This window comes from Kribbella alba, from assembly GCF_039529635.1.
Taxonomy (GTDB): Bacteria; Actinomycetota; Actinomycetes; order Propionibacteriales; family Kribbellaceae; genus Kribbella; species Kribbella alba.
Genome location: NZ_BAAANE010000009.1, coordinates 33,726 through 50,676, shown reverse-complemented (window position 1 = coordinate 50,676; position 16,951 = coordinate 33,726). Strand labels below are relative to the sequence as shown.

Genomic DNA, 16,951 nt, shown 5'->3' with positions numbered 1-16,951 from the left:
ATGATCAGGCTGGACGGTGTGGGACAGGTCTTCGAGGGCCGCGGGGGTCAGGTCCAGGCCCTCGACGGGATCGACCTGCACGTCCAGGAGAACGAGTTCGTCACGCTGATCGGCCGGTCCGGGTGTGGCAAGTCCACCCTGCTCCGGCTGATCGCGGGACTGCTGCCGCCGACGTACGGCGGGGTCGAGGTGGCGGGGCTACCCGTGACGGGACCCCGCCGGGACGTCTCCTTCATGTTCCAGCGGCCCGCCTTGCTGCCCTGGCGCTCGGTGGTGTCGAACGTGATGCTCCCGGTGGAGATCTCGGGGAGCAACGGCGGCGGCGACCGGACAGAGCCGAGCAAGAAGGCCTACCGCGACCGCGCGCACGAGCTCCTGGAGCTGGTCGGACTGAGTGGGTTCGAGCGCCGGTTGCCGCACGAGTTGTCCGGGGGTATGCAGCAGCGGGTGTCCTTGTGCCGCTCGCTGATCCGCAGCCCCAAGGTGATGCTGATGGATGAGCCGTTCTCCGCCCTCGATGCGCTCACCAGGACGGAGCTGTCCGAGGAACTGCAGCGGATCCAGATGGAGCTGGCGACCACGATCGTGTTCGTCACCCACTCGATCGAGGAGGCCGTCGTGCTGGCCGACCGGGTGGTGGTGCTCAGCCCGCGGCCCGGCCAGGTCCGCGAGATCGTCGAGATCGACATCCCGCGGCCGCGCAGCCTGGGCCAGAACGCGCACCTGACCGACGTGGCCCAGATCAGCGGCCGCCTGCACGGTCTCCTCTCCGAGAAGGCCGATGCCGAGAAGGTGGACGTGCCCGAGGCACGGCGATGACCGACCGGTCCTGGCTGACCACGTCCCGAACGGCTGCGATCGTCCTGCCGATCGTCGGCCTGGTCGCCGCGATCGGCCTGTGGTGGCTGGCCACCGTGGCGTTCTCGATCGAGTCGTATCTGCTGCCGAGCCCGCCCGACGTGATCAGCACCATCCTGGATCAGCCGGGCTATCTGCTGGAGCAGACCGGGGTGTCGTTCATCGAGACGATGGGCGGCTTCCTGCTGGCGATCGCGATCGGTGTCCCGATCGCGCTGCTGATCGTGCGTTCGGTGATCCTCGAACGGCTGGTCTACCCGCTGCTGCTGGCGGTGAACGCGATCCCGAAGATCGCGATCGCGCCGCTGCTGGTGGTGTGGATGGGATTCGGCCAGTGGCCGAAGGCCGTGATGGTGCTGCTGGTCTGCTTCTTCCCGATCGTCATCTCGACCGCGACGGGGATGAAGTCCACCCCGGTGGAGCTGGTCGAGCTGCTCCGCTCGCTGAAGGCGAGCCGGACGCAGGAGTTCTTCAAGCTGCGCCTCAAGTACGCGCTGCCACAGATCTTCACCGGCCTCAAGGTGGCCATCTCGCTGGCGGTGATCGGTTCGGTGATCGCCGAGTTCGTCGGCGCCACGGCCGGTCTGGGCTACGTCATCCAGAGCTCCGGCTCCACCGCCGACACCGCGCTCGCCTTCGCGGGGATTACCCTGCTCAGCATCATGAGCATCATCTTGTTCTACGGGCTGGTGCTGCTGGAGCATCTGCTGCTGCCCTGGGCGCAGGAGACCAGATGACCACCCGGTCCGATGCAGACCGGCAGGTGCTCGTCCGGCCGGCCTGGCTGGAGGCGACTGTCGCCGGCGTCTTCACCGCGCTCGGCTTCGAGCCGGCGGACTCGGACAAGATCGCCGCCGCCCTGGTCGAGGCCGACCTGCGTGGTGTCAGCTCGCACGGCGTGATGCTCGTGCCCATGTACGTCGAACGGCTGAACGCGGGCGGGGTCACCCGGGAACGCGAGCTGGACGTGCTCCACGACGCGGGTGCGGCACTGGTCGCCGATGCGCGGGGCGGGATGGGGCAGCTGTCCAGCCCGCAGGCGATGGGACTGGCGATCGAGAGAGCCGGCCGGTTCGGGATCGGCCTGGTGTCGGTCCGCAACGCGCACCACTTCGGCGCGGCCAGTCGGTGGGCCATGCAGGCGGCTCAGTCGGGCCGCCTCGGGGTCGCGATGTCGAACACCACGCCGCTGATGCCGGCGCCCGGAGGGGCCGAGCGGATCGTGGGCAACAACCCGTTGGCGATTGCGGTACCGACCAAGGACGGCCCGGAGCTGGTCCTGGACATGGCGTTGTCGGCTGTTGCCCTCGGCAAGATCAGGCTCGCGGCGTCCGCCGGCAGGGAGATCCCGGACACCTGGGCGACCGACTCGTCGGGCGTGCCGACGACGGATCCGGAGGCTGCGGTACTGGGGATGTTGTTGCCGGCGGCCGGCCACAAGGGGTTCGGGCTGGCGTTGATGATCGACGTGCTGACCGGTGTGCTCAGTGGTGGTGGCTGGGGTGACCAGGTGCGGCCGTTGTACCGGGAGCCGGGCCGGCCGAACGACTGCGCGCACCTGTTCATCGCGATCGACCCCGAGTTGCTGGGTGGCGTCGACGGCTTCCGTCAGCGCTCCTCGGCGCTGGCCTCGCGGGTGCGCGGGAGTGCCACCGCGCCGGGGGTCGACCGGTTGCATCTGCCGGGAGAGATCGAGGCCGAACGCGCCCAGCATCAGCGGCGCCACGGCGTACTGATCGAGAGGTCCGGGTTGGACGGACTGCTGGCGGCTGCTCGTGCCGTCGGCGCCGTGATCCCGGCCGGAGGGGTGTTGCACTGATGCCGAAGACACAGTTGACGAGCGCCGCGTTGCGCAGCCCGAACGGGGTGTTCTCGCAGGCGACCACGATCGAGGCGACCGGACGGCTGGTGTTCGTGTCCGGGATGACCGCGCGCCGGCCCGACGGCAGTATCGCCGGGGTCGGTGACGTCAGGGAGCAGACCCGCCAGGTGTGCGAGAACGTGCAGGCCGCGGTCCGCGCGGCGGGCGGCACGCTGGACGACGTGTGCCGCGTCGACGTGTACGTGCGCAACATGGAGGACTTCGCGAAGATCCACGAGGTCCGGGCGCAGTACTTCACCGAGCCGTTGCCGGCCTCGACGATGGTCGAGGTCAGCAAGCTGGCCCATCCGGACTACTTGATCGAGATCAGCGCCATCGCGGTGATCCCGTGAGCGGGGAGGGTGATCGCATGCGCGGCGTCGAGTGGACCTGAGATGAGGTTCGTGACGGTGGAACACGCGGGGCGGGAGCAGCCCGGCGTAGTGGATGGTCTCGAAGTCGCCTTGTTGCCCCATCAGGATCTGGTGGTGTCGATGGGCTTCGCAGTCGATGCCTTGGGCAACGAGATTGCCGGCGCGCCGCGGGTGGCGCTCGAGGACGTCAAGTTGCTGGCGCCGCTGCGGCGGTTCCGGCGGGACATCCTCTGCACGGGCTGGAACTACTGGGACCACTTCGAGGAGAGCAAGGGCAAGCGCGAGGGTCAGGACGTCGACCGGCCGGAGCACCCGACGTTCTTCACCAAGGGACCGGATGTGGTGATCGGCCCGTACGACGAGATCGCGTACGACCCGGCGCTCTCGGCCAAGTGGGACTACGAGGCAGAGCTCGCGGTGGTGATCGGGAAGACGGGCCGGAGCATCCCGAAGGCGGATGCGCTGGACCACGTCTGGGGCTACACGCTGGCCAACGACATCTCTCAGCGCGACCTGCAGCGGGCGCACGGCGGGCAGTGGTTGAAGGGCAAGAGCATCGACCAGACGATGCCGCTCGGCCCGTGGATCGTCAGCGCCGACGAGTTCGGTGATCCGCAGGACGTCCGGCTGCAGTGCCTGCTCAACGGCCAGGTCATGCAGGACGCGTCGACCAAGCAGATGGCGTACGACGTGGCGACCCTGATCAGCGAGTTGTCCTTCGGGATGACGCTCCGGCCAGGGGATCTGCTGCTGACCGGCACGCCGGCCGGGATCGGCAACGCACGCGAACCGCAGGTCTTCCTGGGCGAAGGCGACGAGGTGATCACTCGCGCGGACAAGATCGGCGAGCTGCGGAACACGTTGGCCTACCGGAAGCTCGCATGAGTAGCCGACTGGAGTTGTTGCCGGGCGGCGGCAAGGGCGGTCGCCGTACGCTCGCCGAGACCGCCGCGGCCGAGCTGCACCAGCTGATCCTGTCCGGGGAACTGCCCAGCGGGACCCCACTCAGGTTGGTCGAACTCGCGAACCGCCTGGACATGAGCCAGATGCCGGTCCGCGAGGGGCTCCGGCGGCTGGAGGCGCTCGGACTCGTCGACATCATCCCGCACCGGGGGGCGTGGGTCCGCGAGCTGTCGTTGGAGGATCTGCACGACACCCATGAGACCCGGCTCGCGCTGGAGAGTCTCGCAGTACGGGCGGCCGCGGAGCATTTCAGCGAGGCGGACGAGGAGAAGGCGAAGCTGGCTCTGGTCGATCTGCTCCAGTTGTCCCGGTCCGAGGACTCGGTCGGTGCCCGGCAGGCGCACGCGGACTTCCACTTCACGCTCTACCGTGCGGGTGGTTCGCAGTGGCTGGCCCGGGCGATCGAGCCGGTCTGGCAGAACAGCGAGCGGTACCGGTTCGGCAGCAGGCAGACCGCGTTCCAGATCGAGCGCAACCGGCAGGAGCACCAGGCGATCCTCGACGCGTGCGTGGCCCGCGACGCCGACGCGGCCGAACAGGCGCTGCGGACCCACCTGGCCGGCGCGGTCCAGCGGATCACCGAGACGATGACCTCGAAGCAGAAGTCGCAGCGCGAGGAGATGTCATGAAGGTGAGCTTCGACGCGACCGGCGAGGTCGTCGTCATCACAGGCGGTGCGCACGGCATCGGCGCCGCACTGGCTGCGGCTGTGGCCGCCCGCGGCGGAACCGCGGTCGTTTTCGACGTCTCGCAGGCAGCGGCCGGTACGCCGGGGATCGAGCACGTCCCGGTGGATGTGTCGGATCGCGAGGCGGTTCTCAAGGCGGTAGGCGGCGTGATCGAGCGGCACGGCCGGATCGACGGGCTGGTCGCCGGCGCCGCGGTCCAGCCCCGCGCGACGGTGATCGACACCGACCCGGCCGACTGGACCCGGACGCTCAAGGTGAACCTGGACGGGGTCGTCTGGGTCTGCCAGGCGGTGGTCCCGCACATGGTCGACCGGCGTAGCGGCTCGGTGGTCGTCTTCACCTCGGGCATGGCCGCGACCGGCTTCCCCGGCGCCGCGGCGTACGCCTCGAGCAAGGCGGCGCTGACGGCCTTCGCGAAGACGCTGGCCGCGGAGGTGATCGAGCACCGGGTGCGGGTGAATGTCATCGCGCCAGGCGTGATCGACACCGAGCAGTTCCGCTCCGCGAACGTCGGCGCGGACCTCGAGCACTGGCGCGACACGATAGGAATCGGCGACCCCGAGGACGTGGTCGGTCCGTTGTTGTTCCTGCTGTCCGACGCGGCCGCGATGAGCGGTTCCCAGCTGACCCGCGAACGCGCTTTCGCCCGACTCGAAGACTTCTAGGAGAGATTGAGTGGCATCCGACCAGCAGCTGCCCGTCGCCATCGTGGGCGCCGGACCGATCGGCCTGACGACGGCCCTCGGCCTGGCGCACTACGGCGTACCGTTCGTGCTGCTCGAGGAGGACGCGGTGCTGTCCTCCGAGACCAAGGCCGGTACGACGCTGACCCGGACGCTGGAGATCTGGAACCGGTACGGGTGCGTCGACGAGATCCTCGCGGCGGCGCTGCGGATCGACGAGATCGGCGACATCGACCGGGCCACCAACACGCCGCGCGCCTCGGTCCAGCTGGCCGAGCTGGTGAACGACACCCAGTTCCCGTTCGTGATCAACCTGCCGCAGCAGACGATGGAACCGATCCTGGCCTCGGCGCTCGAGCGGTCGGGTGGTGTGGTGCAGACGAAGCACCGGCTGGAATCGTTCGAGGTGCTCGACGACCGGGTCGTGCTGACGGTCGACACACCCGACGGCGTTCGTGAGATCGAGGCGTCGCACCTGCTCGCGTGTGACGGCGGCCGGAGCAAGGTGCGGGACGCGCTCGGGGCGACGGTGTCAGGCGAGACCCTGCCCGAGCGGTACATGCTCATCGACGTCGTGGTCGACCTCGACGTCTCCAACGCCCGCGACTATCCGTACCTGGCCTACTTCGCGGACCGCTCCGAGTGGATGGTGCTGATCCGGCAGCCCGAGTGCTGGCGGTTCCTCTTCCCGCTCGCGGAGGGCGCCGAGCCACCGGGCGACGAGGACCTGCTGGTGAAGGTGAAGCAGTTCATCGGCGAGGTGGATCGGATGGAGCTGCTAGGCACAGTCGTCTACAACGTGCACCACCGGGTCGCGGACCACTGGTCCAAGGACCGCAAGGTGTTCCTGATGGGCGACGCCGCGCATCTGATCACCCCGATGTGGGCGCTAGGCCTCAATACCGGTGCCCTCGACGCGTCCAACCTGCCGTGGCGACTTGCCTGGGTACTGCGGGGCTGGGCCGGGCCGGAGCTCCTCGACGGGTACGAGCAGGAGCAACGACCTGTCGCGATCAACGGGTCCGGTGAGATGGCCGAGGCGGCCCGGAAGTACATGTCCCACCAGCGGGGAGCGGTGACAGCCGCAGGCAGCGACTGGGCGACCGCCTACACCCGGACGCTGCTCGGCGTACGGCTGGATGTGGACGGTGAAGGTGACTGGTCGATGGTGATGACCAGCGCGGAGCCGCCTGCCGTCCGTGCGGGTGACCGGGCTCCTGATCTGGCGCTGCACGGTCCGCTCGGACGGGAGACGATCCACGGGTTGTCGCGGCACTCCTTTGTGGCCTTGTATTTCACCGATGTCCGGCGGCGGCCGAAGATCCCGGTCAACGATTCGCCGGCGTTGAAGCACTACGCGATCTCCCGGTGGGACGCGCCGCTGGACTCGGGGCTGCGGGACCGCTCGCTGTTCGACCCGGGCAGCATCGCCACCAGCCGGTACGGCGTACCTCCGGAGACCATGGTTCTGGTGCGGCCGGACGGGCACATCGCTGCGGTGGCTCCGATGCGCACTGGTGTCGCCGAGGAGTTGTATGCGGGGATCACCGGCCGGCCTGTGCCGCGGGAGGACCGATGACCTTCGACGAGCCGTTGCGCGAGGTGTTGCTGCAGACGGACGACCTGGAGTGGGTGGAGAAATCCCTGGCCGGGCTGGCGCACAAGATGCTCTGGCGGGACGAGCAGACCGAGGCCTCGATCGCGCTAGTGCGGTTCGAGAAGGGCTCGGGGATCCCGTCGGCCCACCAGCATGCCTCGAACCAGTTCATGTTCTGCCTGTCCGGACGGTACGTGTACCTGCCGACCGGGACCACCTTGACCAAGGGCAGCTTCTACTGGAACCCCAAGGGTGTCGTGCACGGGCCGACGATGGCCGAGGAGACGTCCGTGCTGCTAGAGGTGTACGACGGGCCGCACTACCCGGTGCGCCCCTCCTTCTATGACAACGACGAGGACGCACGCTGACATGGCCGGCTGGGATGTCCACACGCACCTGATACCGCCCACTGTGCTCGCAGCGGCGTATCGCAGCGAGCACGGCTTGTCGATCGTCAACGACTTCCTCGTAGTCGCCGGCAGGGAGCGGTTGCCGCTACAGCGCCTGGCGGATCCCACTGCTCTGCTGCAGTGGGTCGATGAGCAGCAGTTGGACGGTGCCGTGGTGTCGTTGCCGCCCGCGCTGTTCCGCTACGACCTGGGCCTCGAGTGGGCCTTGCTGGTCAACCAGGGACTCCGCGAACTGGCCACACCTCGCCTGCGCGTGCTCGGTCACCTCCCGCTGCTCGAACCCGCTCTGGCAGCGTCGACCGCCCGATCCCTCGCCGCAGAAGGGGTGTTCAGCGGTTTCGCGCTTGGTACTCCGGGGTTCGCCTCTGCCGCCCTGGATCTTCTCTGGGAAGCGCTCGACCACCTCGAAGCCTTCACCCTGATCCATCCGGGCCACAGTCACGACGAGCGGCTGAACGCCTTCTATCTGTCGAACCTGCTCGGAAACCCTTATGAAACAGGGCTTGCCGCGGCTGAGCTGATCTTCAGTGATGTCCCCGGGAGGTTCGGGGGGATCCGGTTCTGCCTCTGCCATGGTGGTGGGGTCACCGCGGCGCTGGCCGGGCGCTGGCAGCGGGGGATCGACACGGCACGACCAGGAATCGAACCACCTTCGCTGTCCGTGGCAGCCGCGCTGCGGCGGTTCTATGTGGACGACCTGGTGCACGACCCCGCAGTACTGGCGCTGCTGGAGGCGAGGTTCGGGGCGGAGCGGATGCTGGCCGGCAGCGACTGGCCGTTCCCGATGGGGAGCGACGAGGTCGACCAGGGGCGGGCCGCAGCGGCCGAGTTGCTGACCAGACCCCTCAGAAAGGGGGTGGGCGAGGAGTGAGAATGCCTTTTCGGCATGGCCAAGCTGTGATCAGATATCAAATCGTACCCGGGGGAACGGCATGAGTGGGGTGGGTGGATGAGCGCGCGACAGGGCACGGTACTGCGCTGCTACGGACCCGGCCGGCAGTTGAAGGCCGAGGAGATCGAGCTGATCGCGGGACCGGGTGAATCGCTGGTCGAGATCGAGGTCGCATCGGTCACCACGCTGGACCGGACTGTGCTGGCCGGCAAGCTGGCCCAGCAGATGCAGCCGCCGTTCGTACCTGGTTCAGAGGGGGCGGGCGTGGTGCTGAGCTCGGAGACCTTCGCGGCCGGGACCAGGGTGGTGATCCGCGGCGGGGGAGTCGGGGTTTCCCGCCCGGGCACGTGGGGCCGGCTGGCCGTAGTACCGGATGGTTCGGTGCATCCGCTGCCGGACGGACTCGATGCAGCCGCCGCTGTGGGAATGCTGGCGCCCGCGCTGACCGCCCACAGCGCAGTACGGCGCGTCGGGCAGATCGTCGAGGGCGAGACGGTCGTCGTGACGGGTGCGACCGGGCTGCTCGGCCGGTTGTGCGTGGCCGTCGCGCGATCCGCCGGTGCGGCGAAGGTGATCGGCCTTGCCCGCGCCGGGGAGTACGTCGAGGTGCTGACCGGACTGGTCGACCAGATCGTGCGGGTGGACGAGCTCGGCCAGGTTGGCCGCGAGCTGCCCTGGTGCGACGCGGCCATCGACACCGTGGGTGGTCCCGTGACCAGTGGGGTGATGAGTCACATCACCCCCGGCGGGCGGGTCGTAGTACTCGGGTACACGGCCGGCGAGTTCGCCACTCTCGACCTGCATCAGCTGATCGGGCGCGACCTGAGGGTGCTGCCGGTGAACATGCAGCGCACGTCGATCGAACCGGGAACCGTCGCGCAGGTGCTTGCCGACATCGCCCCGGCCGACCTCCGTCCGAACGTCGATCTGGTGCCCGCGCCGCACGTCGAGGAGGCGCTGGATCTGCTGGCCGGAGGCAACTCGGACCGGCGGGTGCTGCTCGATCTGACACCGCTCGGGTGATCCGGATGATCGCAGCCTGGGCAATCTGTCGCCGAAGTGCCCGCGTGCGCCCACTCCCCGCTACGGTTACCACCCAGATGCGCGTGCAGTGGAGGAGAGAGGTAGCCCACACCCCATGACCCGACGACTCGAGCTCACGCCCGGGGGACCGAGCGGCCGGCGCACTCTCGCGGAGGAAGCCGCGGCCGAGCTGCACGAGCTCATCCTGTCCGGCGAACTGCCGAGCGGTACCGCCCTGCGGCTGGAGGAGCTGGCGAAGCGGCTGGACATGAGCCAGATGCCGATCCGCGAAGGCCTGCGCCGGATGCAGGCGCTCGGGCTCGTCGAGATCGTGCCGCACAAGGGCGCCTGGGTCCGCGAACTGTCGATGGAAGACCTGCGTGACACCCACGAGACCAGGCTCGCCCTGGAGAGCCTCGCAGTACGGGCTGCTGCCACGCGCTTCGGGGAGGCGGACGCGACGCTGGCCCGGGCTGCCCTGGCCGAGCACGTCCGGCTGTCGAAGTCGGGCGACATCATCGCGTCCCGCCAGGCGCACACCGAGTTCCACTTCGCGATCTACCGCGCGGGCGGATCCCGCTGGCTGCCGCGCGCGATCGAGCCGGTCTGGCAGAACAGCGAGCGCTACCGCTTCGGCTCCCGCCAGACCAAGGTGAGGATCGACCAGACCCGCCGAGAACACCAGGCGATCCTCGACGCCTGCCTGGTCCACGACGAGGCCGGCGCCGAAGCAGCCCTCCGCGACCACCTCGAAGGCGCCATGCAACGAATCACCGAAACCATGGCGCGCCGCTACAAAACCGACTAACCCCGTACGCCGGTACGCCCGCGGGCGGTGCGAGTTCCGCGCGGTTCGCGGTGGCTGGCTGGCGGGTTTCTCGGCGGCTGACGCCTCATGGAGCCGCTATCGGTCGAATAACCCGCTAGTGGGATCGTGACGGAATCGGCTGCCCGGGGATCGGCGTACCGAGCGGATCGAACCTCCGACGCATGGGCCGAGCGTGGGCTACTCGGGGCGCGTAGGAGCCCGAATCCGGACAGGTATGGGGGGTTCGGACACCACGTCGGGACCTCGGACAAGAAGTAACTTGTCCCAGGTCCCCGGCAGGTGTCCGCGGTCCCCAGAACTGGCCGGAATGCTCGCTTGACCAGCCGGCCCACGCCGACCCCCAGGCGGGCGCCACCCAGCCCGCGGAGGAAGCCGGCCTCGTGGTGGTCAGTCGGCGAAGCGGGCGGGGAAGCCGCCGGTGGCGACCGGGCCCCAGCGTTCCGGGGTGATCCGGATCAGGCACTTGCCCTGGGTCCGCATCGCCTCGCGGTACTCGTCCCAGTCCGGGTGCTCGCCGGAGATTGACCGGTAGTAGTCGACCAGGGGCTCGACCGCGTCCGGCAGGTCGATCACCTCGCCACTGCCGTCGATCTGGACCCACGGGCCGCCGAAGTCGTCCGAGAGCACCAGCACGCTGGTCCGTGCGTCACGCTTGACGTTGGCGCTCTTGGCCCGTTCAGGGTAGGAGGAGATGACGATCCGGCCCTCGTCGTCGACACCACCTGACACCGGCGAGGCCTGCGGCGTACCGTCGGCGCGGCGGGTGATCAGCAACATGTGGTGACGCGGCCGCACGAAATCCAGCAGCGCGTCGGTGTCGACCTTGGTGTTGGTGGCAATCGATCTTGGCATGACCCCCACTCTTTCAGGTTTCATCGGGACATGACTGGGGGGTGCCCGCAATTGACATGAGTCGAACAGGTGTTCGAACATGGAGGGGTGACGGGGACCTCTGCAGTTGATCTGCCTGTGCGGCCGGCCGGGGATGGTCGGGTTACCGCGCTGGATCAGGCGCGGTCGCTGCTCGCCCGGGCCCGGGAGCAGAAGGCGGCCCGGGTCCGGGAGGTCGAGATTCCGGCGCCGCGGACTACCGAGACCCGGGTGCAGCAGGCGCTGGACACCGCGAGTATCGATCGGGCGCTGCCCACTCTGCCAGCCGTCTCCGACCTTTTGTCCGGCGCTGCGCTGCGTGGCGGCTCGGTGTACTCCGTGCGCGGGTCCACGGCGCTGGTGATGGCGATGATGGCCGGGCCGTCCGCCGACGGGGCTTGGTGCGGGGTGGTCGGGCTGCCCTCGTTCGGAGCGGAGGCGGCCCGCGGGCTCGGGGTCGATCTCGAGCGGCTGGTGCTGGTCCCCGATCCGGAGCGGGACTGGCTCAGTGTGGTCGCGGCGCTGGTCGACGCCCTGACCGTGGTGGTCGTCCGGCCGCCGGGCGAGGTGACACCGGGGGAGGCGTCCCGGTTGGCCGCCAGGCTGCGCACGCGCGGGGCGATGCTGATCGCGGTCGGGTCCTGGCCGGGCAGTGAAGCTCGACTTGAGGTTCAGGGCAGCACCTGGACCGGTCTGGCAGCCGGCGAAGGGTGTCTCACCGGTCGGCAGGCGACTGTCGCGGTGACAGGCCGGGGGGCCTCGGTGCGCCCTCAGCAGCACCAACTCTGGCTGCCGGCCGTCGACGGCTCCATCCGCTCCGTGGAGCCGGCCACCCAGGCCCCGCACTGGCAGCAGGAGGCCGTGAGTTGACGACTCTCACCCGGACGATCGTGGTCTGGATTCCGGACTGGCCGGTGACAGCGGCAGCCGTGGCCGCGGGCCATCCCCCGGACGCGCCGGTCGCCGTCCTGGCGAAGGGCCGGGTGCTGGCCAGCTCGGCAGCCGCCCGGGCTGAGGGGATACGTCGCGGCCTGAAGGCCCGGGATGCTCAGTCACGTTGCCCGGAGCTGGTGGTGCTGAAGTACGACCCGGTGATCGACGCGCGGTCCTTCGACCCGGTGATCAGCTGTATGGAGGCGCTCACCCCGGGCGTCCAGGTGATCCGCCCCGGCATGTGCGCGGTGAAGGCCCGCGGGCCGAGCCGGTTCTTCGGGAGCGAGTCCGCCGCCGCGGACAAACTGCTCGACCGGCTCGAGACATTCGACGTGCCGGGCGGCCGGGTCGGGATCGCCGACGGGCCGTTCGCCGCCGAGCAGGCGGCTCGGGCGAGCTCGGCGCAGACACGCGTGCTGGTGATCCCGCAAGATGGTTCCGCCGAGTTTCTTGCCCCGATCACGGTCGACGCGCTCGAGCAACCCGCGCTGACCGACCTGCTCCGGCGACTCGGTCTCCGTTCGCTCGGTGCGTTCGCCGAGCTGCCGGCGACCGAAGTACTGACCCGGTTCGGGCCGGACGGCGCGTTCGCGCACCGGCTGGCCCGGGGGTATGACGACCGCCCGGTGGTCTCCCGGCAGGTGCCGCCCGAGCTCTCCAGGAAGCTCGACTTCGAGCCCTCGGTGGACCGGGTCGACCAGGTCGCGTTCGCGGTCCGGGCGGTCGCCGATGAGCTCATCGGCCAGCTGGCCGCGCTCGGGATGGTCTGCACCACACTGCGGGTCGAGGTCGGCACCGAGTCCGGCCGGATCCACGAGCGGGAGTGGTTGCACCCCCGCTGGTTCAGCGCCGCGGACCTGGTGGACCGGGTCCGCTGGCAGTTGCAGGGCAGCGGTACGGCGACCAGCGAGCTGACCTCGCCGGTGGTGCGGATCCGGCTGATCCCGGAGGAGGTCGATCCGGTCGGTGCGCATGCCGACGGCCTGTGGGGCGGTGGTCCCGACGAACGGATCCACCGGGCCCTGTCCCGGGTGCAGAGCATGCTCGGCCACGGCGCCGTCGCCTCGGTGGTGATCGGCGGCGGCCGGGGGTTCGCGGAACGGCAGACGCTGGTCCCGTGGGGTGATCGCCCGGTCCCGGCCCGTCCGCCGGAGCTGCCCTGGCCGGGATCGATGCCGGCGCCGGCTCCCACCACGGTCTACCCGTCGCCCCGTCCTGCCCTGGTGCTGGCCGCGGACGGCCGGCAGGTCTCGGTGAGCGCCCGCGGCATCCTGTCCGGCGCACCCGCCGCCTTCCGGCTCGAACCCGGTCCACAAGTTGCCGATAGCAACAAATTGCACCCGGTCACGGCCTGGGCGGGCCCCTGGCCGGTGGAGGAACGCTGGTGGGACGAGGAGGCCGAGAATCGCCTGGCCCGCTTCCAGCTCGTCAGCGCCGAAGGTCGGGCCTGGCTCTTCGCCGTCCGCAACAACCACTGGTGGATAGAGGCCAGCTATGACTGAGCGAGTCGGCTGATGGGGTGGGACAATCCGCCGATTCCGTGGTCGGAGTTGGAGCGGAAGTTGTCGGACCGGTCGCGGCCGCCTCAGCCTGCGGACGAGTTGCTGGAGGCCGATGGTGGGGATGGACCCGCCTGGTCGCGGCACCGCCTGCCGTACGATCCGGATCCGGTCGACAAGCCCCGGCGGCCCGAGGGGCCGGTCGTGCCGTACGCCGAGTTGCACTGCCACTCGTACTACAGCTTTCTCGACGGGGCCTCCTCGCCGGAGCACCTGGTCGAGGAGTCGGTCCGGCTCGGGCTGCACGCGCTCGCGCTGACCGATCACGACGGCTTCTACGGCGTGGTCCGGATGGCCGAGGCAGCAGAGGAGTACGAGGATCTCCACACCGTGTTCGGTGCCGAGCTCTCACTGGAGCTGACCAAACCGCAGAACGGCATGGCCGATCCGGAAGGTAGCCACCTGCTGGTGCTGGCCGAGCGGCAGCAGGGATACCACCGGCTGGCCGGCGCGATCACCGAGGCGCAGTTGCGCGGCCAGGAGAAGGGCCGCCCGGTCTACGACCTGGAGGAGCTCGCCGCCATCGGCGAGGGCAGTTGGCTGATTCTCACCGGTTGCCGCAAAGGCCTGGTACGCCGGGCGCTGGAGCTAGGTGGTCAGGCCGACGGACCGGCCGCTGCCGCCAAGGAGCTGGATCGCTTGACCGCCTTGTTCGGCAAGGACCGGGTCGTCGTGGAGCTCATCGATCACGGCCTGCCGATGGACACCACCAAGAACGCAGTACTGGCCCGGCTCGCTGCCGACCAGGGTCTCCCGGTGGTTGCCACGAACAACGTTCACTACGCGCAACCCCGACGGCACAAGCTGGCCGCCGCGATCGCCGCAGTGCGGGCGCGACGCAGTCTCGACGAGATGGACGGCTGGTTACCTCCGGCCGGCACCGCCCACCTGCGGTCGGGCGAGGAGATGCTCAGCAGGTTCCACCGGTACGACGGGGCCGTCACGCGCTCGGTGGAGCTGGCCGACCAGCTGGAGTTCAGCCTCCGTGCGGCCAAGCCGAGCCTGCCCCACCAGGAGGTTCCGCCCGGGTTCACCCCGATGGAGTGGTTGAAGAAGCTCTGCCGGGACGGGGTGAAGAAGCGCTACGCGGACAAGCCGAGGAAGTTGTTCGTGGAGGCGGAGGAACGGGTCGAGCGGGAGCTGAAGGTGATCTCGGACCTCAAGTTCCCCGGCTACTTCCTGATCGTGCGCGACATCGTCATGTTCGCCAAACGCCAGGGCATCCTCTACCAGGGCCGGGGTTCGGCGGCGAACTCGGTGGTCTGCTACGCGCTGGAGATCACCGCGATCGACCCGGTGTTCTACAACCTGCCGTTCGAGCGGTTCCTGTCCGCGGCCCGGGACGAGGAACCCGACATCGACGTCGACTTCGACTCCGACCGGCGCGAGGAGGTGATCCAGTACGTCTACGGCAAGTACGGCCGCCGCAACGCCGCCCAGGTGGCGAATGTGATCACCTACCGCCCGAAGCTCGCAGTGCGGGACATGGCCAAGGCGCTCGGGTTCAGCACCGGGCAGCAGGATGCGTGGTCCAAACAGGTGGATGCGTGGGGCGCGGTCCGCAGCAGTGTCGACCACGACATCCCGGCGCCGGTGGTGAAGCTGGCCGAGGAGCTGCTGAAGTTCCCCCGGCACCTGGGCATCCACTCCGGCGGCATGGTGCTCACCGACATCCCGGTCGGGCACGTGGTGCCGGTCGAGCACGCCCGGATGGAGAACCGGACGGTGTTGCAGTGGGACAAGGACGACTGCGCCTGGATGGGGTTGGTCAAGTTCGACCTGCTCGGTCTGGGCATGCTCGCCGCGCTGCAGTACGGGATGGATCTGGTCCGCGAATACCTCGGCGAGGACTGGACTCTGGACGCGATCCCGAAGGAGGAGCCGGGCGTCTACGACCAGCTCTGCAAGGCGGACTCGGTCGGGGTGTTCCAGGTGGAGAGCCGGGCCCAGATGAGCACGCTGCCCCGGCTGCGGCCGCGCAGTTTCTACGACCTGGCGATCGAGGTGGCGCTGATCCGGCCCGGCCCGATCCAGGGCGGCGCGGTGCACCCGTTCATCCGCCGCAAGCTGGGGGAGGAGCCGGTCACCTACCTGCACCCGACGTTGCAGCCGGTGCTGGAGCGCACGCTCGGCGTCCCGCTCTTCCAGGAGCAACTGATGCAGATCGCGATGACGGTCGGCGGCTGCACCGGCGAGGACGCGGACCTGCTCCGCCGCGCGATGGGCTCCAAACGCGGCGTCGAGAAGATCTCGTCGCTGAAGACCAAGTTGTACGACGGGATGGCGGCGAACGGGATCACCGGGGACACGGCGGACCAGATCTACGAGAAGATCGAGGCGTTCGCGAACTTCGGGTTCGCCGAGTCCCACTCGATCAGCTTCGCGCTGCTCGTCTACGCCAGCACCTGGTTGCGGCTGCACTACCCGGCCGCCTTCCTGGCGGCGCTGCTCCGGGCCCAGCCGATGGGGTTCTACTCACCCCAGTCGCTGGTCGCGGACGCCCGCCGGCACGGCGTCGAGGTGCACCGGCCCGATCTGCTGAAGTCCGGCATCCACGCAGTGCTGGAACCGATCGACGCCGCCACTGAAGTGGTTGCTACGGGCAACGAATCTTGTTTGCGGATCGAACAGCCACCGGTCGGTGAGTTCGACCCCCGGCAGCCCTTCGACCCGGACCTGCACCGGCGGGACGGTCGCCTGACGGTCCGGCTCGGCCTGTCCGGGGTGAAGTCCATCGGCCTGCCCGCGGCGACCACCATCGTGGCGGAGCGCGAGAAGAACGGCCCGTACGCGGACATGTCGGACCTGGTCCGCCGGACGGGACTGACCGCAGTACAGGTGGAGGCGCTGGCGACGGCGGGGGCGTTCGACTCGTTCGGGTTGTCCCGGCGGCAGGCGTTGTGGAACGCGGGCCGGGCCGCCGAGGAACGTCCCGGGCATCTGTCCGGCGTGAGCAGTTCGGGTGCGCCGCCGATGCTGCCCGGGATGAGCGGGATGGAGACGACGATGGCCGATCTGTGGGCTACCGGGATCTCGCCGGACGACCATCCGATCCGGCATGTCCGGGCTGCCCTCGAGGCGCGCGGCATCCTCGCGGCGAACCAACTGTCCTCCGCAGAGGACGGCACCCGGGTGCTGGTCGGGGGAGTGGTGACCCATCGCCAGCGCCCGGCCACCGCCGCCGGTGTGACCTTCCTCAACCTGGAGGACGAGACCGGCATGATCAACGTCATCTGCTCCAACGGCGTCTGGAACCGCTACCGACGGATCGCCCGCGAATCCAGCGCGATGATCATCCGCGGCCGGCTCGAACGCTCTCAAGGCGTCACGAACCTCGTCGCCGACAAACTCGAGCGCCTCCCGCTGGCCGCGAAAACCACCTCCCGCGACTTCCGCTGAGGGTTCCAGGA

The 16,951-nt window shown here is 69.3% G+C and carries 16 protein-coding genes; 15 read left to right on the top strand and 1 reads right to left on the bottom strand.

Going from position 1 to position 16,951, the window contains the following annotated elements:
• The 12 genes from ABD210_RS25010 (at position 1) to ABD210_RS24955 (ending at position 10,158) form a co-directional block, all read left to right on the top strand.
• Positions 1 to 819, top strand: coding sequence for an ABC transporter ATP-binding protein (locus tag ABD210_RS25010; protein ID WP_344114534.1), 819 nt, complete (start codon positions 1 to 3; stop codon positions 817 to 819).
• Positions 816 to 1,595, top strand: coding sequence for an ABC transporter permease (locus ABD210_RS25005; RefSeq protein ID WP_344114533.1), 780 nt, complete (start codon positions 816 to 818; stop codon positions 1,593 to 1,595). The genes ABD210_RS25010 and ABD210_RS25005 overlap by 4 nt, the downstream gene beginning before the upstream one ends.
• Entirely contained in the window at positions 1,592 to 2,677 is a 1,086-nt protein-coding gene (locus ABD210_RS25000) for an Ldh family oxidoreductase (protein WP_344114532.1), read from the top strand. The genes ABD210_RS25005 and ABD210_RS25000 overlap by 4 nt, the downstream gene beginning before the upstream one ends.
• Positions 2,677 to 3,072, top strand: a complete 396-nt coding sequence (locus ABD210_RS24995) for a RidA family protein (protein WP_344114531.1) — start codon at positions 2,677 to 2,679, stop codon at positions 3,070 to 3,072. Before ABD210_RS25000 ends, ABD210_RS24995 begins: the two co-directional genes overlap by 1 nt.
• Before the next feature lie 42 nt (positions 3,073 to 3,114).
• A complete protein-coding gene (locus ABD210_RS24990) occupies positions 3,115 to 3,978 on the top strand; it encodes a fumarylacetoacetate hydrolase family protein (protein ID WP_344114530.1) in 864 nt (287 codons plus the stop codon).
• Positions 3,975 to 4,685 carry a GntR family transcriptional regulator gene (locus tag ABD210_RS24985; RefSeq protein ID WP_344114529.1) on the top strand — a complete coding sequence of 237 codons (711 nt, stop codon included), beginning with the start codon at positions 3,975 to 3,977 and terminating at the stop codon, positions 4,683 to 4,685. Before ABD210_RS24990 ends, ABD210_RS24985 begins: the two co-directional genes overlap by 4 nt.
• Entirely contained in the window at positions 4,682 to 5,410 is a 729-nt protein-coding gene (locus ABD210_RS24980; RefSeq protein WP_344114528.1) for an SDR family oxidoreductase, read from the top strand. Before ABD210_RS24985 ends, ABD210_RS24980 begins: the two co-directional genes overlap by 4 nt.
• A 10-nt stretch (positions 5,411 to 5,420) precedes the next feature.
• Entirely contained in the window at positions 5,421 to 7,007 is a 1,587-nt protein-coding gene (locus ABD210_RS24975; RefSeq protein ID WP_344114527.1) for an FAD-dependent monooxygenase, read from the top strand.
• A complete protein-coding gene (locus ABD210_RS24970) occupies positions 7,004 to 7,393 on the top strand; it encodes a cupin domain-containing protein (protein ID WP_344114526.1) in 390 nt (129 codons plus the stop codon). The genes ABD210_RS24975 and ABD210_RS24970 overlap by 4 nt, the downstream gene beginning before the upstream one ends.
• The gene (locus tag ABD210_RS24965) at positions 7,368 to 8,306 is read left to right on the top strand and encodes an amidohydrolase family protein (protein WP_344114525.1); all 939 of its coding nucleotides are present in this window, start codon (positions 7,368 to 7,370) and stop codon (positions 8,304 to 8,306) included. The genes ABD210_RS24970 and ABD210_RS24965 overlap by 26 nt, the downstream gene beginning before the upstream one ends.
• Before the next feature lie 78 nt (positions 8,307 to 8,384).
• Positions 8,385 to 9,350: a quinone oxidoreductase family protein gene (locus tag ABD210_RS24960; protein WP_344114524.1), complete on the top strand. Its 966-nt coding sequence runs from the start codon at positions 8,385 to 8,387 to the stop codon at positions 9,348 to 9,350.
• Positions 9,351 to 9,465: 115 nt separating this feature from the next.
• Entirely contained in the window at positions 9,466 to 10,158 is a 693-nt protein-coding gene (locus ABD210_RS24955) for a GntR family transcriptional regulator (protein WP_344114523.1), read from the top strand.
• A 408-nt stretch (positions 10,159 to 10,566) separates the two neighbouring features.
• Here ABD210_RS24955 and ABD210_RS24950 read toward each other — a convergent pair whose 3' ends face one another.
• On the bottom strand, positions 10,567 to 11,031 hold the full coding sequence (locus ABD210_RS24950; protein WP_344114522.1) for a PPOX class F420-dependent oxidoreductase: 465 nt from the start codon (positions 11,029 to 11,031) through the stop codon (positions 10,567 to 10,569).
• A gap of 87 nt (positions 11,032 to 11,118) precedes the next feature.
• Here ABD210_RS24950 and ABD210_RS24945 point away from each other — a divergent pair, with 87 nt between their 5' ends.
• The 3 genes from ABD210_RS24945 to ABD210_RS24935 are packed head-to-tail and all read left to right on the top strand — an operon-like array spanning position 11,119 to position 16,940.
• On the top strand, positions 11,119 to 11,919 hold the full coding sequence (locus tag ABD210_RS24945; protein ID WP_344114521.1) for a hypothetical protein: 801 nt from the start codon (positions 11,119 to 11,121) through the stop codon (positions 11,917 to 11,919).
• Complete coding sequence (locus ABD210_RS24940) at positions 11,916 to 13,484, top strand: DNA polymerase Y family protein (RefSeq protein ID WP_344114520.1); 1,569 nt, start codon at positions 11,916 to 11,918, stop codon at positions 13,482 to 13,484. The genes ABD210_RS24945 and ABD210_RS24940 overlap by 4 nt, the downstream gene beginning before the upstream one ends.
• A gap of 12 nt (positions 13,485 to 13,496) precedes the next feature.
• Positions 13,497 to 16,940 (top strand): error-prone DNA polymerase, encoded by a 3,444-nt coding sequence (locus ABD210_RS24935; protein WP_344114519.1) that lies wholly within the window; start codon positions 13,497 to 13,499, stop codon positions 16,938 to 16,940.
• Positions 16,941 to 16,951 lie beyond the last annotated feature (11 nt).

Excerpts from the sequence above, each read along its gene's own strand:
- ABD210_RS25010 (WP_344114534.1), top strand. The coding sequence starts at position 1 with ATGATCAGGCTGGACGGTGTGGGACAGGTCTTCGAGGGCCGCGGGGGT.
- ABD210_RS25005 (WP_344114533.1), top strand. The coding sequence starts at position 816 with ATGACCGACCGGTCCTGGCTGACCACGTCCCGAACGGCTGCGATCGTC.
- ABD210_RS25000 (WP_344114532.1), top strand. The coding sequence starts at position 1,592 with ATGACCACCCGGTCCGATGCAGACCGGCAGGTGCTCGTCCGGCCGGCC.
- ABD210_RS24995 (WP_344114531.1), top strand. The coding sequence starts at position 2,677 with ATGCCGAAGACACAGTTGACGAGCGCCGCGTTGCGCAGCCCGAACGGG.
- ABD210_RS24990 (WP_344114530.1), top strand. The coding sequence starts at position 3,115 with ATGAGGTTCGTGACGGTGGAACACGCGGGGCGGGAGCAGCCCGGCGTA.
- ABD210_RS24985 (WP_344114529.1), top strand. The coding sequence starts at position 3,975 with ATGAGTAGCCGACTGGAGTTGTTGCCGGGCGGCGGCAAGGGCGGTCGC.
- ABD210_RS24980 (WP_344114528.1), top strand. The coding sequence starts at position 4,682 with ATGAAGGTGAGCTTCGACGCGACCGGCGAGGTCGTCGTCATCACAGGC.
- ABD210_RS24970 (WP_344114526.1), top strand. The coding sequence starts at position 7,004 with ATGACCTTCGACGAGCCGTTGCGCGAGGTGTTGCTGCAGACGGACGAC.
- ABD210_RS24965 (WP_344114525.1), top strand. The coding sequence starts at position 7,368 with ATGACAACGACGAGGACGCACGCTGACATGGCCGGCTGGGATGTCCAC.
- ABD210_RS24960 (WP_344114524.1), top strand. The coding sequence starts at position 8,385 with ATGAGCGCGCGACAGGGCACGGTACTGCGCTGCTACGGACCCGGCCGG.
- ABD210_RS24955 (WP_344114523.1), top strand. The coding sequence starts at position 9,466 with ATGACCCGACGACTCGAGCTCACGCCCGGGGGACCGAGCGGCCGGCGC.
- ABD210_RS24950 (WP_344114522.1), bottom strand. The coding sequence starts at position 11,031 with ATGCCAAGATCGATTGCCACCAACACCAAGGTCGACACCGACGCGCTG.
- ABD210_RS24935 (WP_344114519.1), top strand. The coding sequence starts at position 13,497 with ATGGGGTGGGACAATCCGCCGATTCCGTGGTCGGAGTTGGAGCGGAAG.